This window comes from Bacillus sp. FJAT-18017, from assembly GCF_001278805.1.
GTDB lineage: Bacteria > Bacillota > Bacilli > Bacillales > Cytobacillaceae > Bacillus_D.
On sequence record NZ_CP012602.1, the window covers coordinates 3,905,475 to 3,930,107 of the forward strand.

Genomic DNA, 24,633 nt, shown 5'->3' on the forward strand with positions numbered 1-24,633 from the left:
GAAGTATTCATACATAGTTATTTTTAATAAGGAGCGATGAAGATGGAAGTTAATAACGCGAGGGCGTTAAGTTTAGATGGTGTCAACACATGGTCATTGAATGCAAATACCATTAAAGTTATCGCTATCATCGCAATGATAGTGGACCATACTGCTATATGGCTGGTTCCTGAGGGCACTGCATTGGACCAGATCGTCCATGCTTTTGGGCGAATCGCCGCCCCAATAATGTGTTACTTGATCGCCGAAGGTTATTTTCATACGTCGAATATCAACAAATATATAAAGCGGCTTTTTATTTTTGCAGTCATTTCGCACTTTCCTTTTGTGATGTATCTGGACCTGGAATGGTGGCAAGCAACTAGCGTCATCTGGTCATTGCTGATGGGTCTGGTCGCATTGAAAGTCAGCCAACAAACAGAACTTCACCTAATAGTGAAAGTTTTACTTATTGGTTTATGCTGTCTTCTCGCCTGGACTGCTGACTGGAATTACATAGCCGTGTTATGGGTACTTTTCTTTGGCCTATTTAGAGGACAATTCAATAAACAGATGTTGAGTTTCGCCATAATAGGAACTATTTTTTATATCATTCCTGGGATCATTTCAGAGGGTACGGATACTATTTTCCGTTTAGGCATCTTTTTACTCATACCTATTATGGCTCTATATAATGGCCAGAGAGGCAAAAAATCCAATCTGATTAAATGGGGTTTTTATGTTTTCTATCCGGGTCACCTGATAATTTTATATTTATTAAGACACGTCATTTTTGGCTAGTCTGACTATCGAGGAGAAGATTCATGTTTAGAGGCAATAAATATAAATGGAAGATAATCATGGCTATTGTGATGGTCATGGCCGTTATACTAGCGGCTTGTGTAAATAAGCCTAACGACGAAGACTCCGGCAGCAATCAGCCATCTTCCACTGAGATTGAAAAGGAAAAGAAGGAAAATCCCACACCAGATGGTACGAAAGTAGATAAACCAAGAGAAAGTAAAGTGTATGAAGGGGAATTAGAATTACCTGTGAACGGGGCGACAGGTTACGCTTCGGTGAAGTTAAATCTGAAGGCTTCTGCCAATCCAAATTCTAAAACCCTCGAAACAATCAATGCTGGTTCAGGTTTTGAAATTCTTCGGGAAGAAGGAGATTGGTGGTTTATTAAAAAAGATGGTTCATCTGGCTGGCTGCCACATCAATATTGCTTTATCAACCTTCCTGATGTAATTCCGTCGGTTGTTTATGACAACACCAATACATATGCATCAAAGTTTGCTTCATCTGGCAAGGCAATTCCTGAAATTTCAAACCGGGCATTGTATCCGTCAAAGTCTTTTAACGAACGGCTCGGGAAAGAAGAGTATATCATCCCTGTTCTTTATTCGATGTCCAAAAAAATTCATCTCGCCCAGCAGCTTGCCCTTTCCAAAGGTGACTCTCTAAAAATATACGAAGGATTCCGACCTTACTCCGTGCAAATTGCGGTAGTACAAGGTTTATCGAAATTAGCAAGCAAGGATCAGGAGGTAATGAGGGGAATTAACACTCCTCCATGGGGAATCGCCTGGTTTATCACAAACGGGGTGTCTAATCATCAGAAGGGGTATGCGATTGATGTCAGTTTAGTCAAAATAAACTCCAAGAAAGATATATCAATTGGCGGTTATAAAGCGACCGCAATTACGGATTACACTGAATACACTATGCCGACCCCGATTCATGAATTGAGCGGAGCATCAGCTATATTTACTGCTCCAGTTACATCAATATCTCCAACAGCCTGGAAGAATGCAACGTATTCAGATTCAATGAATGAGCCTGCAATGAAATTACAAACATACTGTACAACTGCTGGACTTACTCCTTTGGCTTCGGAATGGTGGCATTTCAATGATTTGGAAGCCATGAACGAAACCGCCAATAACAAAGGCAGCGGACAATTTGTACTAACAGAAGTTTATAGTTCCGTTCCAAATTAATACAACCATAAAACCCTTCGCTTTTTGCGAAGGGTTTTATAGTGTTTAAAAGATCGAATTAATTATCTAAATTAACCTAAAGTTCTTCTGTGTTTCACGCAATTCTATGAAGGCTCCTCTCTTTAGCAACTCAGTTGTTTAACTTATATAGATAGATGGAAAAATTCCGTCTAATGAGTAAATACCATCAAAAATAGTTTTAATAGACGGAGATTTTCCCCCTATTAACTTAAAACCTAAGAAAATAGGTGCTTTTGCTTTTGATAAGCGGAAACTCTCCCTTTATTTATCCCGAAATGAACTTCATTCTGAAAATAACAGGAAACCTCCGCTTATTTTTGCTGGCTACCTTATGAAGAGCGGGGACCCCGGGCCTAGTCCGGGATTTCGTTCAAAACAAAAAAACAGTCCATTTCAGATGTAAATTGGACTGTCAATTCGTATGTTAATTTAGTATGTGCATTTGAAAACCGAACCAGTTTCTATCTAAAAAGCATATTCCAATCAGCATCGTCCAGCCTTTTGAAAATGAAGTACTTCCTTCATTTGCCCTACTGTAGTTGGACCCTTACCCGCTACCCCCTGAATGCTTTCTGTAATGCCAAAAGATCAAATTTCTTCATAGCCATAAATGCTTCGGTTACGCGCGCACGCTGCTCTGGTGTGCCCTTGCTCATCATCTGGTCCATCTCGGCAGGCACAATCTGCCAGGATATTCCATGCTTATCTTTCAGCCAGCCGCATTGCTCAGCTTCAGGAACTGCAGAAAGCCTTTCCCAATAATAATCAATCTCTGCTTGTGTGTCGCAATACACCATAAATGAGATTGCTTCGTTAAAATTGAACTTGTGGTCGTGTGCGCTATCCATCGCGGTAAACCACTGACTTTCAAGCATGAAATCAGAGAACATGACGGTTCCTTCTTTGTCAGGTTCCATGCCTTTAGGATAGCGGGCGATTAGTCCCTGCTTTGCGTTCTTAAATACTGATAAATAAAAATTAATAGCCTCTTCCGCATTACCGCAGTTATCACCGACAAACAAAAGTGACGGCAATATTGCAGGCCGTTCTTCACCTTCTGGATTGGTAAGGATTAACTGCCATGACAAACCAAACCTGTCCTGTATCCAGCCATACTTTTCACTAAACGGATACTTATCAAGCGGCATTAACACTGTGCCACCTTCGGACAAATTGTTCCAAACCTCACTTATTTTTTCGCTCGCATCTTTTTCTCGGGATGGGTCAAAATTAACCATGAAAGACAACGATGGATTGATTTTAAAATAAGGCCCTGCGCTGATTGCCATGAACTTCTGCCCCCACAGCTCGAAGGAAACTATATCGGAGTCGCCTGATGGCGTGCCGTGGATGGTTGTTACATTCGTAACTTTTGAGTCAGGGAATACGGATGTGTAAAACTCTGCTGCTTCTTTTGCTTCCTTGTCATACCATAAATGCGGAACTATTTTTGGATTTGTTTTTGACATAGTTACTTCCTCCTACCTTTTTATATACTTCAAAGACAAAAAATTATTGATTCCAATTTTCTTGGCTATCTTCTCCGGGATAGGTTTTCTTTTGTATTCTACAAAACCCAGTTTCTTATACAATCGCATTGCCGGTGTATTCGTATCTGCAACTTCTTCAATGATGTAATCATTGTACGGTGTATTTTCAAGGATATATTGGATGATTTGAGATGCTACACCCTGTCCACTGAATTTCGGGCTGTTCCAACAAATTCAACTGATCCTGTATTTGGAGGGAAGTTCTCATAAGGAGCTTCAAATTCCTTTTTTAAAAATATTCCTGCCATGCTTCCCTTGAAGAAACCTAAGTGCTTTCTCAACTCTTTTTTATTTAATCTTACCGATCTATTTTTTCCATCTGTACATGCCGTAACTCCAGCAACTTCGCCATTTGCTAAAGCTACATAAAATTGTTCTAAAATAAACATATGAGCAAAAGCCTTTGCAATAACGTTTTTATCTTTTGAAAAAAAGATAAGCCATTGTGTAAAGCCTTCTGCAAAAATTTCTGCCATCATTTTTCTTACATCTAAATCTATTTTATCAGCTTTGACTATTGTAAACTTATAATTCACAGTTGTAACCTCCTATAAGTCGGACAACATTGTAAGGGTTTCTTTCTTGGACTAATCTGCCACGTATTAGTACTGGATATAGATTATTGCTTAATATATCCTTTTTGAGACTGTTTGTTTTTTATGCGATGCTGGAACGACAGAGTCGCAATAAATACAGTTACTCCCCACAAGAACAATCCTCCGTACGTTACCACATACACCCAAATGGCTAACCCTTCGGTGTATCCTTTTGGAAGCACTCCTAAAAATTGAAGAGCTGTCAAGAAGCTAACTAGAACTGTCAGCACCCCAACTGACCATCCTGGTATGATTAATAACCATTTTGGTAGTTTCTCCCCCCAGGAAGTCACGAGAGCTAAAGCAAATAAAGATGCCAGTATCGCCAAGATAGCTGTGAAGTCTATTCCGACGCTATATAACGTATATAAAAAAGCAGATCCTTCCTTTAATGTATCACCAGACCCTGCTACATTTTTTACAGCTTGTTGTGTTGTAAGTCCTACCGTTAATCCCCATGCCCAAAGCGATTTTAAAATTGCATACGGCAACAGTATAAGAGCTGCAACATACCCCCATCCTTTAGTCATATAAGTTTTATAAGCTTTCTCTGACCTCATACGTTTCTCATATTGTAACCTCAAATGACATTCTCCCTTCTCATAAGAAATGAAGCCTATTATAAAACCCCAATTTCTTGGTCTAACTTAGTTTTCATGGACTTGAAACCCTTTTCCTTTACCTTCAACAACATCCAAGTCCCTTACAAAGATAACTGGAACATTGGATTTACTTGCTTTTTCAAGCATAAATTAATATTCTTTATAAGTTTCTCTTTTCTAAAAACAGCAATTTTCTCTTGATTCCCATCAATTAACTCTTGTTGAGCATCAATGATTAACAAAGTTTGATTCGAATGATTTTCCTCTTTCAAATGGGGGAAGCGCAATATTTAAATAGACGTATTCCCCTTAGTTTTCATTATGCCAATGCTTTTTTTGTTAATCATACTATCTACCTCCTCTATGAATTCATTAACTTCTTTACTCATTTCTTTATAACGAGTCCAATGAAGATAATGATGCCCCTGTAATGTAACTATTTTACTAGCAGGGTAATTAGTTAACTGCGTTTCATAAAATGTCACATTGTTTTTACCATCCTCTGTTACCTTATCTTCTTTCGTAGTGAAGAATAAAACAGGCATATTAGCAGGGAAATTCATATCAACGGTTTTCCCTATATTCCTTTTTATTTCGTTCGCTTCATCAACCACATTTTTGTTGTTGCCTTTCCAAGCAGAGATTGCTTTTGTCATCTTTAGATTTTCTTCTGTATAAGTTCCTCCTTCAGCTATTGGAAGGAAATTGTCTGGAGACAAAGACAATGCTAATCGTGCAATTCCAGTTGGTCCCACATAGCTGAAATAAGCAGGCATTGCAGGAGCCGTTTCCCCAAAGTATGCCAACGCCTTTGGTAATGTAGGATCTATTCCTATAACGCCCTTAACTTCATCTGGATACGTATTGGCATAATACATACTATAGATTCCAGAAATTGAATGTGGCATCAATATGTATGGACCTTGTATGTTTAATTTTTCGAGAGCAGTTCTAATTTCCTCTACAATATTTTCCACTGTACGTTCCCTGCTGGTTATATCACTCCAACCATATCCAAACGGCTCTACCACTACTACCTTATTATTCTTTGTCAATTCATTTATCAAAGGGTCAAAATCCAGTGAAGGTGCTGCAGTTCCAAGACCACCTAATAATAGGATGGTATTATCCCCATTCCCCTTTGTATAAACGTGCATATTGTTACCCTCTACTTCAACCAATTGACCTATAGCAGGATACTTATTTTTTTCATATGCAGTCATACTATTACTGAAAATAACCCAAATACCAACAGCTGCTGCTATAGCCAATAAACTATTTCTTACAAAAATCCAAAATCTTAGTTTCTTTTTCGTTTTCATGATTTTTCACTACTTCCTATGTTAGCCTTATTTATTCTAATCTTAACGTGCTAACAATTTCATTGTAATGAACCAAAGACATATTTTAAGCTCGGTCTTGAGGCTTATTAAACTAATGTACAATAAAGAATTGAACGAAAAAAGGTGGTTAATCCTTGTGGACAACTCACCCGTTTCCTTCACCATCTGCTAAGCAGCCCTATTCAACTCTATCATTTGCCCACTGAATTCAGCTATTTACTCTTTATCTTACTTCGTTACTGTTATGTCCCCATTTATGGTTATTAACTTTATCAAGAAATTTACTGGGAATTTTTCTATTTTCAACTACACTTCCTCTAGCCAACTATGAATCGAATACCTGGCGATTCACCACAAAGAATAAAAAATGACCTAAAGGACAAGCAATTCTTTTGCCTGTACATCAATTCCCTTCTCCCGCAGCTTGACACGCCTACACACATTGATACATAATTAATAAAACCCTTAATTAAGGAGATGCTTAATTGATTAAAAAGGACACACTTAGCCTCATATTTACTGCACTCGCCGATCCGACGCGCCGAAAAATTTTGACCAGATTGGCTCAGAGTGAGGCGACAGTTAAAGAGGTCTCCGAGCCCTTCGAGATAAGCGCACCCGCGATATCCCAGCACATCAAAGTACTTGAGCGAGCAGGGTTGGTCGAACGCACATCGAAAGGACAGTGGCGGACCCTGACGATACGTACCGAGCCTCTAAATGAGGCATCTGCCTGGGTAGAGAAGCACCGGAGCGAGTGGAACCAGCGCTTCGACACACTGGAAGAGCACCTCAATACCATGACCAAAAAGGAGGAACAATGAACATGACTACATCGGCACCGGAGTTTACTATCACCCGAATTTTAAATGCCCGCCGCGAGCTTGTGTGGCGAGCCTGGACCGAGGAGAAGCAACTTGCCGCCTGGTTACCTTCAACACCCCTAGAGTCCATCACCTTCGACGTCCGCAAAGGTGGAAACTACCGCTACACAATGGTCAACACCGAGACCGGTGAAGAGTTTCCCACCGGAGGTACGTTTCTCGAGGTCGTTCCTTTCGAACGGCTTGTCTTCACCTGGGGTTACCCCGATGCTCCCATTGAGAACTCCCCAGTCGTGACCCTAAGCCTCACTGAACTTGGCGACCACACCGAGATGATCTTCCACCTGCGCGGGTTCGCCGGTCATCCTGGCGATCAATATGTGTATGACGGCTGGTCCGATGCGTTTGACGATTTAACAAAGAACCTGCATGACCATAAGTAGTAAATGTTGTTTTATTCATTCAAAATTATTTAAATTAAAAAGACTGTCAACATCCGCTGTTGACAGTCTTTTACTACCAGCAATTAGCTTTCTGCTTCTTTGTTAAGTAATTCAGCCATTTCCAGCCTGCGTTCTTTGTCCAACAAATATTCTTCTTCAGCTATGATCTTTAACAATTGCTGTTTGCGTTCAGAATCTATTACTTTTGCAAGAATTTTGGTCCTGGATTCATCAAGGAATTCAAGATAGTCGACGTATCTCTCATCATACTTTTTCTCCAGCTCTCCGCGAACTTTTTTCGCAAGAGTCGGGCTTGCCCCGGAAGTGGACACAGCCAGGTTCAGCTTTCCCCTTCTGACTACGGAAGGTACGTGAAAATCTGAGGCAGCCGGATTATCTGCAATCGTGACAAGCTGATTGGGACCGGCAGCTTCTTTCACTTTAAGGTTTGTTTCCCTGTCATTGGTAGCAGCGATGACTAATAATGCATCGTCCAAATCATTAGAGGAAAAAGGCTTTTTTCTCCACTGAATTTTTCCATTCTCAAACATTGTCCCCAGTTCGGGAATTAGTTCCGGACTGATTACCGTTACATTGGCACCTGCCTCGACAAGGCCAGCTGTCTTTCGTGCTGCCACCTTGCCACCGCCAATAACAACTGCAGGGCGGCCTTTTATTTCAAGAAAAATTGGATATAGCAAACAGGTCACCCCTTAATTTGCTGGCTCTTTTTTGCTTCGTCAATCCGTTCATTTAGTACGAGCATAAGCCGATCATCAAATCCCGTCGGCTCACAAAAGACTACCTCACTGCCTGGGTATAAAGACGCAACTAACGAAGCTCTTTCTTCTATTTTATCAGTAAATCTTCCTGTAAAAAGTAGAAAAGGAACAAGATATATTTTAGTACGGCTTTCTTTTAGTATATCCTGCATTTTAACGTTAAAATATGGCTCTGACACAATAAAGCCTGTATCTACTGTTGACGCAATCTTGCTGCCAAGCTGTTCGGCGATGCGGTCAAATTCCGCAGCTGCTTCCTTGTCCCGGCTTCCATGCCCAATCAGCAGGACAGTCTCCTCCTCCCTACTGTTCTTGAATCCTTTTTCTTCGAGCCTATCGAGCAGGATTCCAGTGATTTTTTCATGGGCACCGACAGGCTTTCCGTATTTTATCTTTATATGAGGATAGGTTTTTTTCACTTCAGAAAGTTCGGCAGGTATATCTTCATTGGCATGTATTCCTGGTAAAAGAAGAACCGGGACGACAGTCAAACTGTTAGCTCCTTGATGAATGCAGTTCTCTGCCGCTTCAATAATGGACGGGCTGGCATTTTCGAGAAAGCCGTATTCTTTTATCGGTTCATCGGCCAGTTTCATTGCTTCCTTGATAAACGAAGCAAACCTTTTATTTCCCTGTTGAGTACGGCTGCCGTGGCCGATATAAAGAATCGCTTCCATATAGGGTCCTCCCTTCAATAAAACAGTAGTAAGCACATCGATTGTGCTTCCCGAAGCATCGGGATTCTATATCCCTTTCACGCTATTCCGAAGGCTTTCCACTAAAGCAGATTTCGTCGGTTCGGCTGGGACCACATTTGGTTTTCGTCCATATTCCTTTAATGCACCTGCTGTTTTTTCACCAAAGGCGACAATTTCGGAGCTATCTAATAAGTCCGCTGAAATTAGGCCACTCTCGATTCCGTGTTCCATTACAACCGCTACTGAAGCTGCAGAAGGAAAGATGACTGTATTAACCTCTGCTTCGTCTATCATTCTCGTAAAGATTTGCATATGGTTCCAATCTATTTCCTTTTTGCTTGTGATGAACTGATCGCCATTTAGATATTGATGGCCCTTTATCGAGCTGTCCCCCACAACCAGGAGACGGCCGGATGTACTCATCTTGGACTCAAGTTCGGCGATAAATCCTCGTTTATTCAGTGCGGCTAATGACTTCATTGAACACCCGAACAGTTCTGCTTTTAACCGCCGAATATCAATCTTTTCTTTTATTAAAATCTCGAAAAACTCACTAACGCTTTCCGGGGAAGCAAACAAAATCCGCTCATAGTCGGAAATAGAACCCAGAATTTCTTTGTCCAGCTCAATCCGGCTTCGCTTCCACTTCGGAAATTCGATCACATCGGCACCGTTGGAAGTGAGTTCTTTTGCCACTGCACTTTCCTCTGTCCCAGTCCGCGCCAATAGTACTTGCCTGCCGAATAAAGGTTTCTTCTCAAACCAGCTCAGTTTTTTCCTAAGAGAAACAATCTCTCCAACCAAAGTGATTGCCGGGTTGGAAAATTGCTCAGCACTCGCCTTTTCGGCAATATCGGCCAACGTTCCCTCTAACGTCTTCTGGCGCCCGAACGTTCCCCATTGAATCAGGATGACCGGGGTTGCCGCTGATTTCCCGTGCTTTACGAGATTTTCACATATGAATGGAAGATTGGAGATTCCCATATAAAAGGCGATTGTATCAATACCAGAGGCGAGACTCTTCCAGTCAAGGTCTGGATGGCCGTCCTTCGATTTGTCATGCGCCGTCACGACTGCAAAAGACTCCCCGAATTCCCGGTGGGTGACAGGTATGCCTGCATAAACCGGTGCAGCAATACCGGATGAGATGCCAGGTACGATGTCATAGGAAATGCCATGCTCAACCAGGGCCTCTGCTTCCTCGCCAACCCTGCCGAACACACCAGGATCACCGCCCTTAAGGCGGATAACCGTTTTGCCTTCAAGTGCTTTTTCCACAAGCAGGCTGTTGATCATTTCCTGTCGGAGCACATGGCGATCGGGCAATTTGCCGCAATAAATGAGCTCACAGTCTGCCGGAGCGAACACGAGCAGCTTCGGATTTGCCAGCCTATCATAAAGGATAACCTCTGCTCCTTTAATTGCTTCAAGTCCCTTGACTGTAATTAGCCCCGTGTCGCCAGGTCCTGCTCCTACCAAAAACACTTTTCCTTTCTTCATCATACCGTCATCCCTCCGGGTGCTGAAAAATACACCTTATAGATCTATAAATATCTGTTCTCCATCTCTTACAATCGTAAACGTTTTTACCTGGCCCACGTCAGGTGCCTGAACTTTACCGTCGACAAGCGAGATTTTCCAGTCGTATACCGGGCAAAAAACAAACTCACCGCTAACCAGGCCATCCGCGAGAGTGCCGCCTTTTGGGTGCGGGCTGCTGTTCTCAACTGCCCTGACTTCTCCGTTTGATAACCGGAATAACACGATTTCTTCTCCGTCTATTTTGAATACCTGTCCAATCCGTTCAGGCAGGCTTGTATAATCTGCAACTTTAACCTTTGCCATGTTTGCATCTCCTTTCATGAATACCGGCCGCAGGATCATCGTATTCCCGCGGCCTTGCTCTATTGTTTACACCTCTACTGGAACAGATCGCTTCTGATAGTATTTTTCCTGAATTTCGTTTGAGTCGATTGCTTCCTGCCAAGGTTCATTGTAGCGTTCAAGCGTTTTGTCGAGACGTTCGTTAAGGGCTTTTCTAGTCGCTTCATCTGCTAGTACTTTCTTAACATGATCCAGTCCGACGCGCTCCACCCACTTCGAGGTCCGTTCAAGGTAAACCGCTGTTTCACGGTAGTACTGCATAAATGCGCCAATCAATTCGATTACTTCTTCTTTTGTTTTTACGGTATCAAGTAAGTCGCCCGCGCGCAGGTCTGTACCGCCATTGCCGCCAACATAAATTTCCCAGCCGCCATCAATGCCGACAATTCCGAAGTCCTTAATCCCAGCTTCAGCACAGTTTCGTGGACAAGCAGATACACCCATTTTCGTTTTATGAGGAGTATCGAGTCTCTCAAACTTCTTCTCAAGCTCGATGCCGAGTCCCATTGAATCCTGTGTTCCGTAGCGGCAGAATTTTGCGCCAACGCATGTCTTGACGGTACGAAGCGTTTTACCGTATGCATAACCCGAAGGCATTCCGAGTTCTTCCCATACAGCTGGCAAATCTTCTTTATTTAATCCGAACAAGCCAATCCGCTGTCCGCCAGTCAGCTTCACGAGCGGAACATCGTACTTCTCCGCCACTTCAGCAATCTTCTTCAAATCTTGTGCGGTCGTTACGCCGCCATACATCCTTGGAACAACGGAGTACGTGCCGTCTTTCTGGATATTCGCGTGCATTTTTTCGTTCACAAGGCGGGAATCGCGGTCATCTTTGTACTGCTCCTGATTAATCATTCCAAGATAATAGTTCAGGGCCGGACGGCATTTTGAGCAGCCTTCTTCATTTTCCCAACCGAGGACATTCATAACTTCCCTGACACTTGTCAAACCTTTCTCCCTGATTTCAGCGACAACTTCATCGCGGCTTAATGTGGTGCAAGCGCACATACCGGATTTTTTCGCTGTTTTGTCATACTGGTCACCAAGTGTATAGGCAAGAATTTCAGAAATAAGTCCTTTGCATCGTCCACAGGAACGCCCGGCATTGGTGCAGCCGCCAACTTCGTCCACAGTCGTCAGGCTATTTTCCTTGATGGCGCCAACGATTGTTCCTTTTGTTACACCGTTACAGCCGCAGACAAGTTCATCGTCAGTCATTGCCGCAACATCACTTCCTGCTCCAGTACCGCCACCGCAGCAGCCTGATTCAAGGATATTTACACTCGTCATGCCGCTGACATCTTCTTTTTTCAGCATCATTCGGAACAGTCTTGAGCTGTCCTTTGTATCACCATAAAGTACAATCCCGGCAACACGGTTGTCGCGGATGACAATTTTCTTGTAGACGCCGTCAAATTCATTGTGGACTTTGATTGCTTTTAGTCCCGGTCCCTCCTCAATCTCTCCTGCCGAAAATAGGTCAACACCTGAAACTTTCAAACCTGTTCCGACAACAGATCCTTCATATGGCTTCGTGTCTGAACGACAAATATCAGCAGCGAGAACTTTCGCCTGTTCGTAAAGCGGTGCCACTAGTCCGTACACAATCTCGCGGTGCTCGGCACACTCGCCGACGGCACGGATGGATGGAATACTTGTATGCATGAAATCATCGACAACAATCCCGCGGTTCACGTAAATTCCTGCGTCTTTTGCCAGCTGTACATTCGGCTTGATGCCAACAGCCATAACGACAAGATCAGCATCTATCTCGGAGCCATCCTTAAACCGAAGACCTGTAACGCGCTCATCACCAAGAATCTCGGAGGTCGCTTTTTCCATCAGGAAGTTCATGCCTTGTGCTTCAAGCTCTGCCCTTAACATGTCAGATGCCGCAGGATCAAGCTGTCTCTCCATTAGGTACGGCATGAGGTGAATCACATCGACCTCCATCCCTAGGTTCAAAAGTCCCCTTGCCGCTTCAAGTCCAAGGAGCCCACCGCCAATGACAGCAGCTTTACGGTATGTTCCCGCTGCTTTAATCATGGTTTCGGTATCCTGGATATCACGGAACCCGGTTACACCTTGCTTGTCAGCCCCCGGAATTGGCAGGATAAACGAACTGGAGCCGGTCGCGATGATAAGCTCGTCATATTCAACTGTACGCCCCTTCTCGGATACAACAGTTTTATTCTCTGGATTAATTTTAACAATCGCTTCGCCTGTAAAAAGTTCGATGTTGTTTTGTTTATACCAGTCCCGGCTGTTCATAATGATATCGTCAACAGTCGTATCACCCTGAAGCACAGTCGACAGCTGGATACGGTTATAGTTAGGGTGTGGCTCATTGCCAAATATAGTGATGTCAAATTGTCCGGAGTTCAGTTTAAGAATCTCTTCAATTGTCCTGACACCGGCCATTCCATTTCCAATCATGACTAATTTTTTCTTGTCCATGTTTAGGGACCTCCTATTCTTGCAAAGCGAGTTTTTCTCACAGTTGAGTTTTCATTGTTTTCTCTATGGTTATATTGTAAATGCATATTTTCATAAAATTTTGAGGCCTATTTTACAAATCTATGAATTTCGTAACCTATTTCACAGATATGTCAAAAGTTAATGACCCTCCCACACTTCAACAAAAAGTGTGATGTTGTTTTGTTTATGCCATTCCGAGTTGCAGAACAGTCGATCTGGATGCCGGTTATAAGGTAGCACTGTTTTCGTTTCTATGGGCACTTATTGAAAATCTATGGGCACATTTCCCACTTCTATGGGCACTATTCGCAGTTCTATGGGCACTTTGTACATTCCTAAGGACACATATTGAAAATCCATGAGTAACTGACACCGGCCCTTCCACTTCCGAGCATGACTATTTTTTATTCATGTTTAGGGACCTCCTATTCCTGGATACCAGGTTTTTAAAGCCGCTAAGTTTAAATTGTTTTCCTTATGTTTATATTGTAATTTCATGTTAACAATAAGTTTGTGACTTATTTCACAAATCAATAAAGTTTGTTAAACTTTTCACAAAAAAGGTTTAGTTTTAATCTAAATCTCAACTAAAAAGTCTAATCGACAAACAGTTACTTGTTTCTGTAATATAGAGAAAGCAGTATACCTTTGTTAAGGAGTGAAAGGCCATGTCCGAATGTAATCCGCTCTTCGGCAAACATTTAGATACTAATGAATACGATCCCGATAAATTATTAGATTTATTTCTTAATAGTACAGTTGACGGTGTTGCCATAGTGGACATGGAAGGCCGCTTCTTGCGAGTAAATCCTATGTATTCATCAATCTTTGGGTACAGTCAGGATGAATTATTGGGGCGTAAATATGAGGACTTCAGTAATTTGGGAACGGTTAGAGACTTTGTTGAACAGGTTAAAGCCGGGGATACCTTCTCAAACTTGAACCTCCAATATTATCATAAAGACGGAAAAGTCCTTGATATAGCAGTCTCTTATTCTCCCTTTCGAAACACTGCGGGAGAGATCATTGCAATGATTGGTATTTTCCGGGATATAACGGAGCAAAAGAATTTGGAAAGGGAATTGAAGAAGAGCCAGGAGCTTTACAAGATTATTACAGAAAATACGACTGATTTAATTCATATTGTTTCCAATACAAAAGACAAGACGATCATTTACGCGTCACCCTCTCTTGAGAAGGTATTTGGGCTGCCTCCTTCAACTATCATTGGAAGAAGCCTATCAGAATTTATCTCTGAAGAACAATCAGAAATGTTAATAAGGAAAATAAATCAGTGGAAAATTACTGGAGAGCCCATCCTTTTTGTTAGGGAAATTATATCGCCTGAAGGTGAACAACTTTACTTTGAATATAATATCTCACCTATTACTAATGAGTGGGGTGAGATTGTTTCGTACGTGTCCGTTGCACGTAATATTACGGAACGTATTAAAAATGAATCTGCCATCCGCAATCTGGACCGGCTGTCGATCATTGGCCAACTGGCAGCGGGAGTAGCCCATGAAATCAGGAATCCACTTACCTCGCTGAAAGGTTTTTCAAAACTGCTGTCCAACAACACAGACATCGAGAAACAGCGTCAATATCTCGACATCATCCGAGGCGAACTTGACCGGATTGATATGATTGTCAATGAATTCATGTCACTGGCTAAACCGCAGGCTGTGCAATACGTTAAGGCAGGAATCACATCAATAATACAAAGTACGATAAATATTCTGCAGCCGCAGGCTGTTCTTCACAATGTCGAGATTAAAACAAAATTTCCTTCCAGGGATATTGAACTTCTTTGCAGCCCGAACCAGCTTAAGCAGGTTTTTGTTAATTTCCTAAAAAATGCAATAGAGGCAATACCCGACGGAGGCAATGTTTATATAGAGGTAGAGCATCTAAAACCCTCGTTGGTCCAAATCACATTCACTGATGAAGGGATAGGGATTGCTCCTGAGATTGTTGGCTATCTTGGTACACCATTTTACACAACAAAAGATAAAGGAATTGGGCTCGGTCTGACAGTAAGCAATAAAATTATCCAGGAACACAATGGAAAAATGAGTATTGAAAGCCAGGCTGGCATCGGGACAACCATTAGTATAGAACTGGAATGTCTGGCAACATAAATTTGGCGCATGGAAAACCATGCGCCAATTAATTTTAGAAATCAGTTTTAATTTTAGAAATCAGTTAATGAGGCAGTCTTTATTCAACAATCCTCAGCTATTGAAATAAGAAAAGCATATTACCGGCAGCCCAATGACATTTAAATTGACAGCTTGACACTACACTGTAATGGTCAAAACTTATTGTCCATTATATATGTCGTTTATTAATAAAGGCCCGAATGCGGACCACTTCAGAAAAATAATCCCCTCTTTTTGGGGGACTAAGGACACATAAACTGGAACATAAAAAGAGCCTGCCGATATTGCAGCAGACTCTTGATTATTAGTCAGCTTGACTGGGTTTTCCCCTTCGAAAAGCTTCTTTTCCTCTGCAGAAAGTTAATTGTACTTCCAGATTTTCGTCTACGATAACAAAATCTGCGTCCTTTCCGGGGGCAATGCTCCCTTTCCGGTGGAAAATATTTAACTGCCTGGCTGGATTTTCACTGGCCATTTTTACAGCTTCCTGAAGAGAAACACCAGAGAATTCAATTACATTCTTAAGGGAATGATTCATTTTCAAGATGCTCCCTGCGAGTGTACCGTTTGACAACAGAGCTTTCCCATCCTCAACGAAGACTTCCTGGCCGCCAAGATCGTATTGCCCGTCCTTCAAACATTTTGCCCGCATCGCGTCCGTTATCAAGATCGTACCGTCTACGCCTTTAGTCCTAATGGCAAGCTTTACCGACTCAGGTGCTGAGTGGACACCATCCACAATCATTTCCATCTTTAATTGTTCAAGCAAAAGTGCCGCCCCGACAACGCCTGGTTCCCGATGATGCAAACCTCTCATCCCGTTATAAAGATGGGTAACATGTCTAGCCCCCGCCTCAACAGCTTCCATGCATTTACTGTAGGTCGCATCCGAGTGTCCTATGGAAGCGACGACCCCTTGATCAGCAAGATGCCGGATTAACTCAAGTCCCCCTTTTTGTTCCGGGGCCAAGGTAACCAGCTTTATGGAATGTCCGGAACTTTTCTGCCATTCCTCGAACAAGTCAATAGTAGGCTCAACTATGTATTTTTCTGGCTGAGCACCCTTTCTTACTGGATTGATAAAGGGTCCCTCCAGATGGATTCCTAAAATCTCTGCTTTGCCAGGTGTATTGTACGTTTCCATATAGGCAGCAGCATTCTGGAGTGCCTGACGTATTTCCCCTTTTTCTTGAGTAATAGTTGTTGCCAGGAAGCTGGTCGTACCTTCGGCAGGAAGAATACCCGCAATGGTTTCCAACGCCTGGAGTGTTCCGTCCATCGTGTCGGCCCCACCAGCGCCATGGATGTGGAGATCAATAAATCCGGGAAGCACGGCGTATCCGCTTTTAAGTTCAATGACACTTGTATCCGGATCAACTTGAGGCAAATCATCTGCATTTCCAACGGACGCAATAAGTCCGTCTTGAATCATAATATAGCCATCCGGGATGATTGTATCCTCAACCACTACTTTCCCATGAAGCAGCAGGACTTTATCACTCATCTGTAACTTCCCCTTCCTTCGTGAATTCTTTTAGAACTTGAATGGTATGTATGGAATACGACTTGGACAAGGCAACTGTATTACCGCATTTTTTAACTAAATCATAGCATAAAGACGCTGGAAGAAATACATGGCTCCAGCGTCTTTAGTATTTCGGTACTTTTAGAACATTTTAATCAGTTGCCAATCGAAGTTACCCTGTTCACCAGGGTAGAAGGGTCAATTTCCTTTTGGCTCTTTAGATAAGACAGGAATGCCCAATGATCGACTTCTGTTCTGACCGGGTTGGCATATCCTTTAAATGTTGGGTATCCGTCATTGCCCCGTATTAAGTAAGCAAGAGCGGCAACGCGGTAAGATTTATCAGGATCCAGCACTTTGCCATTAATGATGACATTTTCCGGTTCGACCCGCTGGCCTACCGGTTTTGAAGCATCAAACGTGTATCGGACATTATGGGATACTGCAAGCGGTGAAAATTTGACCGTCCCATTCGCCTGTGTAACCCACTGTTCTTCAAGGATCTGGTCAATCTGGCGTCCAGTCAGCGTTACGACGACAACAGGATTAGCATATCCATGTGCATTCCATTGTTCACTGAATAGTACTTTTCCATCACTGTCGGCTTCATTGCTGCCTTTTTTGAACAATAGGTCCCCTCTGTTCGGGCTACTGGCAGTCAATGCGAATTCAGCCGGCTGGGCCGCCTTCCTTCCTGCGGCATAATGAGCATCAGCCGCCAGATTCGCCAAAGTGCTTTCACCATTCGCATTGCGGGCGCGAGTAATATCCCCGGTTATGTTGACCACATGCTCTGCTGCCCTTTCCTTTCCACGCTCTACCCAATAGGATACCATCCGTTCGATTTCCGCATCAGGTTCAATATCTCTTGTAACAGGATGGTTGGTTGAAGTTGTTTTTTCCCTGACAGCTTCCTTTGTTTCTGGATCGATATAAAGATTAAATTCGCTTATTAACCTGCCATGATTACTTCCTTCAATCACAGGACGCGGGTTGCCATCAGGATCGTCTATGAAGCAATTGAATGCCGCATGCCAATGGCCGGTAAAAATTGCATCGATCTCAGATGAAGCGGCTTTCGCAAAATCGATGACAGGCCCCCTAGGATTCAAACATGTGTTGTAATTTCCTGCACCGTCCTGGGTGCCGCCTTCATGGACAACCGCAACTATCGTTTCAACACCCTTCTCTTTGAGTTCGGCTGTATACTTTTCTGCTGCTTCAACAAGAGGATCAGCTATCAATGCTCCTTCCTGGTATGAGGTTGTACCAAGAATTGTTTCCACGGTAGTTAGTCCGATAAAGCCGACCGGGAGATTTCCGCCTTTTCCGTCAGGAATATATTTGATTGTATATGGCTTCATGATTAGCTGGCCCGATTTGGCGTCACGGATGTTCGCACTAAGATGCTCGAAAGCTGCCCCAGCGAATTGATTGCCATCGGAGTCCTCGAAACAGCTGTCGATGCCGCGCTTGCCGAAGCATTTGCCTCTTGAAATATACTTGGTAAGGTAATCGGCTGTTTCATCCAATTCATGATTTCCGGCAGATGTCATTTCAATTCCAAGCTTATTCAGCAATTCTATCGTAGGTTCATCCCTGAAGGCCGCCACTTCAAACGGCCATCCGCTGAAATTGTCCCCTACAGAGAGCCGGATGGAATTGCTGTGCCCTTTTTCAAGTTCGTTTAAATGGGCTGCCATATAGGCAGCTCCGCCTACTGTCAATCGCCCATCAGGTGAAGGTATCGTTCCGTTACTAGTATCATTCAGTGCCTGTATGTACCCATGGAAGTCGGTAATTCCCAGCAACTGAAGATTCACAAGACCGTCTGGATTTTCTCCTTCAGCTTTGGCAGAAGGCCCCTGCAGCGGCACAAAAATGGAAATAAGCAAAATGGCTGTCAGGCATACGTATTTAACTCTTGATAAAGTAGTCTTCAAACATACTCCTCCTTGGAATTGAAAGTTTGCTCTCATCCTTTTCCTTTGTCCAATGCCATCCCTACAGTACAATGTTTTCAAAACGTTTATTTTCCGCAGATTCCTTAGCTTTTAGACACATCAGGGCGCTAAGGATCCCTGACTCAAGTGGCGCAATCGACTCAGCACGGTCTTCCATCATTTGAATATAATTTCGGGCAAGCCTGGCATCACCTCCAAAATGAGCTGTATTTCCTGTATCAATCTCGTGGGTTTCAATCCTGTTCGTATGATGCATAAATACCTTAATAACGTTTGTATAAAAATCGAATTCGATTGTCCCCCTGTACCCAATCAATCTGGCACCACGGGCTTTCGCACCTTTTCGCGCATAAAAATTTTGTGAATATACAGCATGCATCCCTGTTTCATATTGAATCAAAGCACTTGCTGAATCATGGTTGCCAGTGTCAGTGGCAAAACAGCAATATTCACCGTGAACTTCCTCATTATTCAGTCTTTTCAAAACCGAACTTTCCTCACAAACGAGCTGTTCCTCACAATTGATGCACATCAGCCCGGCTTGTTTATCCCCTTTAAAAACCTGCTTGGATTCCATTGCTGAAATAGTAACCGGCATCGAGCCAGCCAAAAAATTAAGGTAATCAAAATCATGGGTAGCTTTTTGTAGGAAAAGCCCGCCAGTTTCCGCTTCATCCCTGTACCAGTTCTGATAATAGACCCCGCCATAGGGCACATTATTTATCGCCTGGATATGTTCGACCGTTCCAATTTGGCTTGAGTCAATGATTGCCTTCACCTGCTGAACAATATCCGTGAACCTTAACGGAAACGAGACGATAACGGGCGAAGCAGAATTATTGTAGCCTTCTTTTAACCGCAACAAGTCTTCCATATTCATCGCCACCGGCTTTTCAAGAAAGAGTGGTATGCCCGTCGGGAACACTTTTAATGCCATCTCGGTGTGAAGCGAACACCTCGTTCCAATAACAATTCCATCCAGATGTTCCTTATCAAGCATCTCATCTGCAGTTTTATAGAAATTAACCTGGCTGCCATTCTCGTCCAGCTGTTTCTTGATTGTTTCTTGATTGGGATCCGCAATTGCCTTGATTTGGCAGGATGGTTCGGCTTTTATTAGTTCTCTGACAACATGGCTGGCACGCAGCCCGTAGCCGATTATTCCGAGTTTCATATAATCCTCCTGTAAAAAAGCCAAATTCTAAAGCTATGGCTGAAGATTTTCCTCCAGGCTCCGCAATACTGTGCAGGCGGCGCCAAAAAGGCCAGATTTGTTTTTTAAGAGGCTTGGTTCCAGCCTTTCGTGCCAATCGTGGTGAAGAGAATGATGGCAAAGTGAAATATAATGCTTTTTTACTAATTCGTAAAAATTGGGCTGGTTGTTTATGACACCGCCGCCCAAAACAAACCTTGCCGGATCAAGGAGGGCAGAAACATGAAAAATCGCATTGGCAATCTCAGATGCTTTTTTATCAAAATAAGCATGTAAACAGCTGTCACCTTGGTTCCATTGGTCAAAAGCATCTTGTAAAGATTTACAGCCATATTCTTTTGCAGTTTCTCTCTCCATGGCCGATCCTGAAGCCGAAGTTTCAAGGGTTCCCCCATTAACCGGGAAAAAGCCTATTTCCCCTGCCATCCCGCATCCCTTGAGAGGTTTTCCGTCCAACAGTATGGAAGCACCTATGCCAGTGCTGACTGTAACATATACAAACAGCCCTGTATTGAAGTTCCGAATTTCAGCTTCACCAACAGCTGCCGCCCTAACGTCATGTTCAAAACCGACCACAGCAGTGGGAAATTCATTTTTCAACAAATCACCTAAATAAAAATTACGCCAAGGTAAATTGTTCGAGTAAATGGCAATCCCCTCTGTCATATCAACCTGTCCCGGGATAGCAACGCCCAGGTTGTTTACCTGATTTTTCATAAGCCCCGATTTGTTTAAAACTTGATATATGGCTGCGAGCAAAGAGGAGTACATTGTCTCTTCCGTGGCACAGTTGCTCTTTTCCACATGCTCGGCAACCCACATCCTGTTTTCATTCAGTATTCCAGTGGCAATTTTCGTTCCGCCAATATCAACCGACAATGTATAACCCACCTGATCCCCTCCACTTTGTTTACAGCTGGATTTGTACAACCTGGGTAAGATTTCTCGGCTTGTCAGGATCCAATCCAAGGGCGAGAGCTTTGTAGTAGGCAAGGAGCTGGAGTTGCGGCATGAAGGCTGCTGCCAAGTCATCCGATGGTTCCAATGAAGGAATTGGGATGTTGATATCTCCTGTCAGGCCGCATCCTTCTTTGCTAAAAACTACAACTGTCCCTCCCTTTCCTTGGATATCAGCAATAAGGCTCTCATCATATTCCAAGGTAGAATCGGAACTCAGGAGGACAGCTACAGTCACGTTGTCAACAATGGATATCGGCCCATGACGAAACTCAAGGTTCGAATAGCTTTCGCATTCTATTTGGGTCATTTCCTTAAGCTTCAAGGTTGCTTCCTTTGCCAGACCGTTAAACACACCAGCCCCGAGGAATATGAACCTTTTAAACTTATCATTTTCAGCAAGGGGACGCAGTTGGTCCTTATCAGCAAGCACACTGCCAGCCAATGCAGGCACGCTCTCCAGTACGGACATCTTTGCCTTGCTACCGGAAACCAAAGCGGCATATAGTTGCAAAGAATAAAGCATATTAGAGAATGATTGCGTCATAACAACACTTTTTTCATTAATAAAGTCCAGTTCAATCGCTGCTTCTGTAAAAGCGGTTATCTCGCTCCCTTTATTGCACGTTACGGCCAAGGTTTTTATGTTCTCGCTTCCATTTACATGCTTGAGAGCTTTGACAACCTCGGATGTGGTACCTGAGCGGGAAATCGCGACCAGCCTGTAGAAAGAGTCCTTAGAAAATACTGTATCAGGATCCATAAATATTTCTGAAGCCGGAACTGCCACAGCTGTTTTTCCTGTGACTTTTTGAAAGTATTTTGCAGCCGAATGAGCAAGGTAAAATGAAGTGCCACACCCGGTAAAAACGTGGATCTCGTTATACTTCATCACTGGCAGGGCAAATTTCTCCATTAACTCATAAGTTTTTTGTAAAGCTTCGCCCTGGCTAGTAATTTCTTTCCATGTATAATTACTCATGACCTCACCTCTGCTAATTTTTGTGTTTCTACACTTGCTGCGAAAACCATGTAATCGTCCAGATCAATACGTCCAGCCCTTTGCTGCAGTGCATTGGCCATTCCCGCTGCCATTCCACTCCTAAGGCATTGCTCCGTATTGCCATTCCGGGCCAGATTATAACCAATCCCTGCAAAAGTGGCATCGCCGCTGCCCACAGTGTTCAATGGGATTATCGGAGGAACCTTCGCCCGGAAAACACCCTCACCGGAAACCCCAATTGCTCCTTCCTTTCCCAAAGAAACAAAAACATGGTTTATCCCGCTTTTGTATAACTTTACAGCCTCATGGATGATTTCATCTTCATCTTTAAGCGCCTTTCCACAAAACTCATTCAACTCCGCAATATTGGGTTTAATGAAATCAGGGTTGCTCTTCAGGCCTTCTTTGAATGCCAAACCGCTCGTATCAAGGCCAACTGTTTTTCCTTGAGCTTTAATGACCTCTACCAAATCCCGATATGAACTATGCTCCAATCCTGCAGGCAGGCTTCCGGATATAAGAACCATTTCACACTCTGAAACAAGCGTTTTAAAGCCAGAGAGGAAATTAGCCCACTCTTCCCTGCTTACTTCAATCCCCTGTTCCAAAATCTCTGTTTCCCGATTTGATTCCTCATCAATGATATTCAGGCAGGTGCGTGTTTCTCCATCAATCTCAAACCACCTCTGGCCAATATTGAATTCACCAAGAAGCCTCTGCAGTTCCTGGCCTGTATCGCCACCTACAAATCCGGTGACATTCACCTCTTCGCCAAGGGACGAAAGGACTTTTGCCACATTTACACCCTTACCTCCGGGCTCGGCTGCCTGCTTCAATACCCTGTTCGTACGGCCCAGACTAAATCCGGGGATCCAGTAAGTTTTATCGATAGCGGCATTAAGTGTTACAGTTAGGATCATTTTACGGCAACCCTTGATGATGAGCCTAGCAATTCAATCTTCTTCTCGACAATGTCGGCTACAGCCTCCATTGCAGGAACGAAATACTTGCGAGGGTCACTTTCGTTCGGATGTATGTCAAGGAATCCTTTTAACGCAGTGGCAAAAGCCACCTTCAATTCCGTGGAAAAATTGACTTTCGCAACACCATAAGACAATGCTTTAATAACATCCTGGTCTGGAACGCCAGAAGCACCATGCATGACAATTGGCAAGGAGACGAGCTTTTTGATTTCCCCAAGCAAGCCAAAGTTCAATTCGGGGTCTTTCTTATATAGCCCATGCGCTGTACCGAAAGCTGGGGCGAAAAAGTCAATTCCGGTCTGTTCCGCAAAGATCTTTGCTGACTGTGGATCCGTCATCATTGCATTTGCCTCATCTACATCGAGGTCATCCTCAACCCCGCCAATTGTACCAAGCTCCGCTTCCACCGGGACTCCCATTGGAAGGGCCGCATTGACAACACTTCTTACGAGTTTGATATTTTCTTCGAATGCAAGATGGGAGCCATCAATCATAATGGACGTATATCCTGCCCGGAGGCACTTCATTGCTGTTTCGAAAGAATCGCCATGATCAAGATGAAGCGCGACCGGAATAGCCACTTTTTCAGCAGTTGCTTTAACCATGCTAACGGTTCTTTCTAAGCCAAGATAGTTGATTGTGCCCGGTGTGGTTTGAATAATGATCGGCGCGCCCAACCGGTTTGCCCTGTCACAGACAGCTTTTAAGATTTCAAGGTTGTGTGCCGCAAAAGCCCCAACCGCATAATTGTTCTGATAAGCGTCGTAAATAATTTCCCTGCTTGATACTAAAGCCATGTTTTTCCCCGCCTCTTTAAAAAGTGTTGTTGGGTTGATGGGTCAAGTACAGTTGAAACAGAGCTTAAATCAGCTCTGTGTAAAACCTGCAGCGGTCTCCGCGGACAATTGATTTACAATATTCCACCGGCTGACCTTTTTGATTGTATGCAATCCTTTCGAGCAATAATGCCGGATTGCCTTCTTTCACTCCTAGTTGAATCGCTTCATAATCCAATATCAGTACAGGCTCGAACGTTTCTTTCGCCGACGTTACCTGGACGCCGAAATCTGCTGTCAGGACGTCGTATAAAGGAACGCTTCCTACCTTTTTTATTTTTGATAAGTCATCTACAATCGCCTTTGGAAGAAAAGAAGATTCAAGAATGATTGGTTCATCATTAGCACATCGAAGCCTTTTTAATAAAACAACAGGCTCGTCTTTATTAATTTTTAGTGCGTTGGCAATTTTCTGGCTTGCCTTACCCTCGCTTATTTCAAGGATAATATCCTTCGGTTTCAGGCCTTTCTCTTTCAATACCTGGCTAAAGCTGTAAAACCCTGACAAGGATTGTTCGATTTTCGGTTTATTCACAAAGGTCCCGGTCCCTTGTACACGATACAGCACGCCTTCTTTCACCAAATCGTCAATTGCCCTTATCACTGTATTGCGGCTGACATTATATTGGTCCACCAACTGATGCTCTGAAGGGATTTTATCCCCCGGTTTCCAGGTATGGTTCTCAATGTTTTCCAAAATAATTTCCTTTAACTGATGATAAAGCGGCACAAAGCTGCTTGAATCCAACATCTTCATGTTCCTCTTCCTTTCCAAAGCCTA

Annotated in this window: 23 protein-coding genes and 1 pseudogene; 5 read left to right on the top strand and 19 right to left on the bottom strand. The window is 43.2% G+C overall.

Annotated features, from left to right (window positions below):
* Positions 1–42 precede the first annotated feature (42 nt).
* Positions 43–780, top strand: coding sequence for a TraX family protein (locus tag AM500_RS18085; RefSeq protein ID WP_053600471.1), 738 nt, complete (start codon positions 43–45; stop codon positions 778–780).
* 23 nt (positions 781–803) lie between these two features.
* The gene (locus AM500_RS18090; protein WP_053600472.1) at positions 804–1,985 is read left to right on the top strand and encodes a M15 family metallopeptidase; all 1,182 of its coding nucleotides are present in this window, start codon (positions 804–806) and stop codon (positions 1,983–1,985) included.
* A gap of 575 nt (positions 1,986–2,560) precedes the next feature.
* On the opposite strand, the gene AM500_RS18095 is transcribed toward AM500_RS18090, so the two are convergent.
* The 6 genes and pseudogenes from AM500_RS18095 to AM500_RS18115 all read right to left on the bottom strand — a co-directional run bounded on the left by AM500_RS18095 (position 2,561) and on the right by AM500_RS18115 (position 6,076).
* Complete coding sequence (locus tag AM500_RS18095; RefSeq protein ID WP_053600473.1) at positions 2,561–3,475, bottom strand: VOC family protein; 915 nt, start codon at positions 3,473–3,475, stop codon at positions 2,561–2,563.
* 12 nt (positions 3,476–3,487) lie between these two features.
* On the bottom strand, positions 3,488–3,730 hold the full coding sequence (locus AM500_RS26330) for a GNAT family N-acetyltransferase (protein WP_331457454.1): 243 nt from the start codon (positions 3,728–3,730) through the stop codon (positions 3,488–3,490).
* On the bottom strand, positions 3,691–4,092 hold the full coding sequence (locus AM500_RS26335) for a hypothetical protein (protein WP_331457350.1): 402 nt from the start codon (positions 4,090–4,092) through the stop codon (positions 3,691–3,693). The genes AM500_RS26330 and AM500_RS26335 overlap by 40 nt, the downstream gene beginning before the upstream one ends.
* A gap of 83 nt (positions 4,093–4,175) precedes the next feature.
* Positions 4,176–4,736 carry a hypothetical protein gene (locus AM500_RS18105; protein ID WP_053600474.1) on the bottom strand — a complete coding sequence of 187 codons (561 nt, stop codon included), beginning with the start codon at positions 4,734–4,736 and terminating at the stop codon, positions 4,176–4,178.
* 72 nt (positions 4,737–4,808) lie between these two features.
* Positions 4,809–5,026: pseudogene (locus AM500_RS26150) on the bottom strand (isochorismatase family protein); the annotation flags it as partial.
* A gap of 18 nt (positions 5,027–5,044) precedes the next feature.
* On the bottom strand, positions 5,045–6,076 hold the full coding sequence (locus tag AM500_RS18115) for an alpha/beta fold hydrolase (protein WP_082347279.1): 1,032 nt from the start codon (positions 6,074–6,076) through the stop codon (positions 5,045–5,047).
* A 506-nt stretch (positions 6,077–6,582) separates the two neighbouring features.
* On the opposite strand from AM500_RS18115, the gene AM500_RS18120 reads away from it, so the two are divergent.
* Both AM500_RS18120 and AM500_RS18125 read left to right on the top strand, forming a co-directional pair.
* Positions 6,583–6,921, top strand: a complete 339-nt coding sequence (locus AM500_RS18120) for an ArsR/SmtB family transcription factor (RefSeq protein ID WP_082347280.1) — start codon at positions 6,583–6,585, stop codon at positions 6,919–6,921.
* Positions 6,918–7,364, top strand: coding sequence for an SRPBCC family protein (locus AM500_RS18125; RefSeq protein WP_053600475.1), 447 nt, complete (start codon positions 6,918–6,920; stop codon positions 7,362–7,364). The genes AM500_RS18120 and AM500_RS18125 overlap by 4 nt, the downstream gene beginning before the upstream one ends.
* A gap of 83 nt (positions 7,365–7,447) precedes the next feature.
* Here the strand turns inward: AM500_RS18125 and AM500_RS18130 are convergent, their stop codons facing one another.
* The 5 genes from AM500_RS18130 to nirB form a co-directional block, all read right to left on the bottom strand.
* Complete coding sequence (locus tag AM500_RS18130; RefSeq protein WP_053600476.1) at positions 7,448–8,065, bottom strand: NAD(P)-binding protein; 618 nt, start codon at positions 8,063–8,065, stop codon at positions 7,448–7,450.
* A 5-nt stretch (positions 8,066–8,070) separates the two neighbouring features.
* Positions 8,071–8,823, bottom strand: a complete 753-nt coding sequence (locus AM500_RS18135) for a sirohydrochlorin chelatase (protein WP_053600477.1) — start codon at positions 8,821–8,823, stop codon at positions 8,071–8,073.
* A gap of 66 nt (positions 8,824–8,889) precedes the next feature.
* The gene (cobA, locus tag AM500_RS18140; RefSeq protein ID WP_231688031.1) at positions 8,890–10,347 is read right to left on the bottom strand and encodes a uroporphyrinogen-III C-methyltransferase; all 1,458 of its coding nucleotides are present in this window, start codon (positions 10,345–10,347) and stop codon (positions 8,890–8,892) included.
* A 33-nt stretch (positions 10,348–10,380) separates the two neighbouring features.
* On the bottom strand, positions 10,381–10,689 hold the full coding sequence (locus AM500_RS18145) for a nitrite reductase (NAD(P)H) small subunit (protein WP_231688032.1): 309 nt from the start codon (positions 10,687–10,689) through the stop codon (positions 10,381–10,383).
* A 66-nt stretch (positions 10,690–10,755) separates the two neighbouring features.
* Positions 10,756–13,188, bottom strand: a complete 2,433-nt coding sequence (nirB, locus tag AM500_RS18150; RefSeq protein ID WP_053600478.1) for a nitrite reductase large subunit NirB — start codon at positions 13,186–13,188, stop codon at positions 10,756–10,758.
* Between the two features lie 689 nt (positions 13,189–13,877).
* Here nirB and AM500_RS18155 point away from each other — a divergent pair.
* Entirely contained in the window at positions 13,878–15,350 is a 1,473-nt protein-coding gene (locus AM500_RS18155; protein WP_053600479.1) for a PAS domain-containing sensor histidine kinase, read from the top strand.
* Between the two features lie 325 nt (positions 15,351–15,675).
* Here the strand turns inward: AM500_RS18155 and nagA are convergent, their stop codons facing one another.
* The 8 genes from nagA to AM500_RS18195 form a co-directional block, all read right to left on the bottom strand.
* A complete protein-coding gene (gene nagA, locus AM500_RS18160) occupies positions 15,676–16,875 on the bottom strand; it encodes an N-acetylglucosamine-6-phosphate deacetylase (protein WP_053600480.1) in 1,200 nt (399 codons plus the stop codon).
* Positions 16,876–17,051: 176 nt separating this feature from the next.
* Positions 17,052–18,839 (bottom strand): bifunctional metallophosphatase/5'-nucleotidase, encoded by a 1,788-nt coding sequence (locus tag AM500_RS18165; protein ID WP_053600481.1) that lies wholly within the window; start codon positions 18,837–18,839, stop codon positions 17,052–17,054.
* A 61-nt stretch (positions 18,840–18,900) separates the two neighbouring features.
* Entirely contained in the window at positions 18,901–20,034 is a 1,134-nt protein-coding gene (locus tag AM500_RS18170; protein WP_053600482.1) for a Gfo/Idh/MocA family protein, read from the bottom strand.
* 33 nt (positions 20,035–20,067) lie between these two features.
* Positions 20,068–20,964: an ROK family protein gene (locus AM500_RS18175; RefSeq protein WP_053600483.1), complete on the bottom strand. Its 897-nt coding sequence runs from the start codon at positions 20,962–20,964 to the stop codon at positions 20,068–20,070.
* Between the two features lie 19 nt (positions 20,965–20,983).
* Positions 20,984–22,012, bottom strand: a complete 1,029-nt coding sequence (locus AM500_RS18180) for an SIS domain-containing protein (protein ID WP_053600484.1) — start codon at positions 22,010–22,012, stop codon at positions 20,984–20,986.
* On the bottom strand, positions 22,009–22,953 hold the full coding sequence (locus tag AM500_RS18185; protein ID WP_053600485.1) for a 1-phosphofructokinase family hexose kinase: 945 nt from the start codon (positions 22,951–22,953) through the stop codon (positions 22,009–22,011). Before AM500_RS18185 ends, AM500_RS18180 begins: the two co-directional genes overlap by 4 nt.
* A complete protein-coding gene (locus AM500_RS18190; RefSeq protein ID WP_053600486.1) occupies positions 22,950–23,813 on the bottom strand; it encodes a class II fructose-bisphosphate aldolase in 864 nt (287 codons plus the stop codon). Before AM500_RS18190 ends, AM500_RS18185 begins: the two co-directional genes overlap by 4 nt.
* 64 nt (positions 23,814–23,877) lie before the next feature.
* Positions 23,878–24,609, bottom strand: a complete 732-nt coding sequence (locus tag AM500_RS18195) for a GntR family transcriptional regulator (protein ID WP_053600487.1) — start codon at positions 24,607–24,609, stop codon at positions 23,878–23,880.
* Positions 24,610–24,633: the final 24 nt, after the last annotated feature.

What these genes read in the sequence shown, in the direction of transcription:
- AM500_RS18185 (WP_053600485.1), bottom strand. Translation starts at nt 22,953, where the DNA reads ATGATCCTAACTGTAACACTTAATGCCGCTATCGATAAAACTTACTGG.
- AM500_RS18095 (WP_053600473.1), bottom strand. Translation starts at nt 3,475, where the DNA reads ATGTCAAAAACAAATCCAAAAATAGTTCCGCATTTATGGTATGACAAG.
- AM500_RS18115 (WP_082347279.1), bottom strand. Translation starts at nt 6,076, where the DNA reads ATGAAAACGAAAAAGAAACTAAGATTTTGGATTTTTGTAAGAAATAGT.
- AM500_RS18125 (WP_053600475.1), top strand. Translation starts at nt 6,918, where the DNA reads ATGAACATGACTACATCGGCACCGGAGTTTACTATCACCCGAATTTTA.
- AM500_RS18195 (WP_053600487.1), bottom strand. Translation starts at nt 24,609, where the DNA reads ATGAAGATGTTGGATTCAAGCAGCTTTGTGCCGCTTTATCATCAGTTA.
- AM500_RS18085 (WP_053600471.1), top strand. Translation starts at nt 43, where the DNA reads ATGGAAGTTAATAACGCGAGGGCGTTAAGTTTAGATGGTGTCAACACA.
- AM500_RS18180 (WP_053600484.1), bottom strand. Translation starts at nt 22,012, where the DNA reads ATGAGTAATTATACATGGAAAGAAATTACTAGCCAGGGCGAAGCTTTA.
- AM500_RS18190 (WP_053600486.1), bottom strand. Translation starts at nt 23,813, where the DNA reads ATGGCTTTAGTATCAAGCAGGGAAATTATTTACGACGCTTATCAGAAC.
- AM500_RS18145 (WP_231688032.1), bottom strand. Translation starts at nt 10,689, where the DNA reads ATGGCAAAGGTTAAAGTTGCAGATTATACAAGCCTGCCTGAACGGATT.
- cobA (WP_231688031.1), bottom strand. Translation starts at nt 10,347, where the DNA reads ATGATGAAGAAAGGAAAAGTGTTTTTGGTAGGAGCAGGACCTGGCGAC.
- AM500_RS18170 (WP_053600482.1), bottom strand. Translation starts at nt 20,034, where the DNA reads ATGAAACTCGGAATAATCGGCTACGGGCTGCGTGCCAGCCATGTTGTC.
- nirB (WP_053600478.1), bottom strand. Translation starts at nt 13,188, where the DNA reads ATGGACAAGAAAAAATTAGTCATGATTGGAAATGGAATGGCCGGTGTC.
- nagA (WP_053600480.1), bottom strand. Translation starts at nt 16,875, where the DNA reads ATGAGTGATAAAGTCCTGCTGCTTCATGGGAAAGTAGTGGTTGAGGAT.
- AM500_RS18135 (WP_053600477.1), bottom strand. Translation starts at nt 8,823, where the DNA reads ATGGAAGCGATTCTTTATATCGGCCACGGCAGCCGTACTCAACAGGGA.
- AM500_RS18090 (WP_053600472.1), top strand. Translation starts at nt 804, where the DNA reads ATGTTTAGAGGCAATAAATATAAATGGAAGATAATCATGGCTATTGTG.
- AM500_RS18155 (WP_053600479.1), top strand. Translation starts at nt 13,878, where the DNA reads ATGTCCGAATGTAATCCGCTCTTCGGCAAACATTTAGATACTAATGAA.